Consider the following 2,835-nt stretch of genomic DNA (forward strand, 5'->3'; position numbering starts at 1 on the left):
GTACGCGCTGTCGCCCGCTGCGTCCCCCGGGGGCACGGTCCGCTACCGGCTCGTGGTGCGCAACGTGTCGGGCGCCAGCGGCCCGTACGACTCGCTCACGATCACGGACTCGTTCTCGGGCGCCGGCGCCGTGGTGGCCGACGCGGGCGGCGGGGTTGCGACGGGGAGCCGGATCGTCTGGCGCCGCGACGCGCCGTCCTCGGCCGAAGGCCCGGTCGTGATCGAGTACGCGCTGCGGGTGGCAGCGGGCGCGCGCGACGGAGACGTGCTGCGCAACACCGCGCGCGTCACGGTAGCCGGCGACACGGATCCCGCCCCTGGCAACGACGCCGCGAGCGCGAGCGTGCGGGTGGAGGCGCCGGCGCGCGAGGGCGGCGCGGCCGACGGGGATGACGCGGGCGCGGGCGCGCAGGCCCTGTCGGCGCCCGCCACGGGCACGGCCGGGGAGGCGTACCTCCCCTTCACGGGGATGTCTGGCCTGCCCGCGTTCGCGCTCTCAGGGCTCCTGGCGGCCATCGGCGCGCTGCTGCGGCGCCTCGCCGCGCGCACCGTCGCCTGACGCGCCGCATCACGATCGCCGTGCGCGTTTCGCCGTGCCCGCATGCGGGTATCTACCAACGCGCGTCGTACGAAACTTGACAAGCATACGCTCAGGTTTCTACACTCGCGCATGCCGCCCCGCACCGGGGCTGGCCGACAACGGGAGACGGGGCCGCCCGCCCACGCGGCCTGTACGAACGGCGAAGGAGCAGTGAACGATCATGGCCAAGGTACTCGGCATCGATCTGGGCACCACGAACTCGGCGATGGCGGTGCTCGAAGGCGGCGAGCCGACGATCATCATCAACGCCGAGGGCGACCGCACCACCCCCTCGGTGGTCGCGTTCCGCAAGGACGGCGAGCGCATCGTCGGCAAGCCGGCGAAGAACCAGGCCGTCACCAACCCCGAGCAGACGATCAAGTCGATCAAGCGCTTCATCGGGCGCAGGTTCGAGGAGGTCGGCTCGGAGATCAAGACGGTCGCGTTCGAGGTCGCGAAGGGCAAGGACGGCCGGGCGGTCGTCGGGATCGAGGGCAAGAAGTACACGCCCGAGGAGATCTCGGCGATGGTGCTGCAGAAGCTCAAGGCCGATGCGGAGAAGTACCTCGGCGAGACGGTCACCCAGGCCGTCATCACCGTGCCCGCGTACTTCAACGACATGCAGCGCCAGGCCACCAAGGACGCGGGCCGCATCGCCGGCCTGGAGGTGCTGCGCATCGTCAACGAGCCCACCGCCGCGGCGCTCGCGTACGGCCTGGACAAGAAGAACCAGGAGCAGACGATCCTCGTGTTCGACCTCGGCGGCGGCACGTTCGACGTGTCGGTGCTCGAGATGGGCGAGGGCGTCTTCGAGGTCAAGGCCACGAACGGCGACAACCACCTCGGCGGCGACGATTGGGACCAGAAGGTCATCGACTGGCTCGCCGACAAGTTCAAGGCGGACACGGGCGTGGACCTGCGCGCCGACAAGATGGCGCTCCAGCGCCTCAAGGAGGCCGCCGAGAAGGCGAAGATGGAGCTGTCGACCGGCCAGACCACGCAGATCAACCTGCCGTACGTCACGGCCGACGCGTCGGGGCCCAAGCACCTCGACACCGCGCTCACGCGCGCCGAGTTCGAGAAGATCACCGGCGACCTGCTCGAGCGCTGCCGCAAGCCGCTCGAGGCGGCGCTCAAGGACGCGGGCCTGAAGGCCGGCGACCTCGACGAGGTCATCCTCGTCGGCGGCTCGACCCGCATGCCGGCGGTCCAGGAGCTCGTCAAGAAGCTCACCGGCAAGGACCCGCACATGGGCGTCAACCCCGACGAGGTCGTGGCCGTGGGCGCCGCCATCCAGGCGGGCGTGCTCGGCGGCGACGGGGAAGGCATCGTGCTGCTCGACGTCACGCCGCTGTCGCTGGGCGTCGAGACGCTCGGGGGCGTCATGACCAAGCTCATCGAGCGCAACACCACCATCCCGACCCGCAAGTCCGAGACGTTCACGACCGCGTCCGACGGCCAGACGACCGTCGAGGTCCACGTCCTGCAGGGCGAGCGCGAGATGGCGGCGCACAACAAGACGCTCGGCAAGTTCCACCTGGTGGGCATCCCGCCCGCGCCGCGCGGCATGCCGCAGATCGAGGTCACGTTCGACATCGACGCCAACGGCATCGTGAACGTGTCGGCCAAGGACCTCGGGACCGGCCAGGAGCAGCGGATCACGATCTCCGGTTCCACGGCGCTGTCCGACGACGAGGTCGACCGCATGGTCGCCGACGCCGAAGCGCACGCCGAGGAGGACCGCAAGAAGAAGGAGGAGGCCGAGGTCCGCAACAGCGCCGACAGCCTCGTCTACCAGACCGAGAAGGTCATCAAGGACCTTGGCGACAAGGCGCCGGACGACGTGAAGGCCGAGGTCGAGACCGAGATCGAGGCGGTCAAGAAGGCGCTGGAAGGCGACGACACCGACGCGATCAAGGCCGCGACCGAGAAGCTCGCCGAGGTCTCGCTCAAGCTCGGCGAGGCGGCGTACGCGGCCGCGCAGGCCGAGCAGGCCGCCGCCGGCGGCGGAGGCGTCGAGGGCGCGGGCGAGGGTTCGAGCGACGCCGAGGTCGTGGACGCGGACTACGAGGTCGTCGACGAGGGCGACGAGTAGCCATGGGTGCGCCACACAACGACGTCGGCAGGAGGGGCACCGGGAGCGGTGCTCGGGAAGAGCGCCCTGCGCAGGCTCCCTCAGCCCCTCCTGCCGACGTCGACGCCATCGATCCCGAGCTGGTCGACCTCCTAGTGATGGGGACCGTGATTCAGGACCC

Annotated in this window: 1 protein-coding gene; it reads left to right on the forward strand. The window is 70.5% G+C overall.

Annotated features, from left to right (window positions below):
* The first annotated feature begins 761 nt into the window (after positions 1-761).
* Entirely contained in the window at positions 762-2,675 is a 1,914-nt protein-coding gene (gene dnaK, locus FDZ70_08800; GenBank protein ID TLM71655.1) for a molecular chaperone DnaK, read from the forward strand.
* Positions 2,676-2,835 lie beyond the last annotated feature (160 nt).

This window comes from Actinomycetota bacterium, assembly GCA_005774595.1.
Lineage (GTDB): Bacteria > Actinomycetota > Coriobacteriia > Anaerosomatales > D1FN1-002 > D1FN1-002.

Excerpts from the sequence above, each read along its gene's own strand:
- dnaK (TLM71655.1), top strand. The coding sequence starts at position 762 with ATGGCCAAGGTACTCGGCATCGATCTGGGCACCACGAACTCGGCGATG.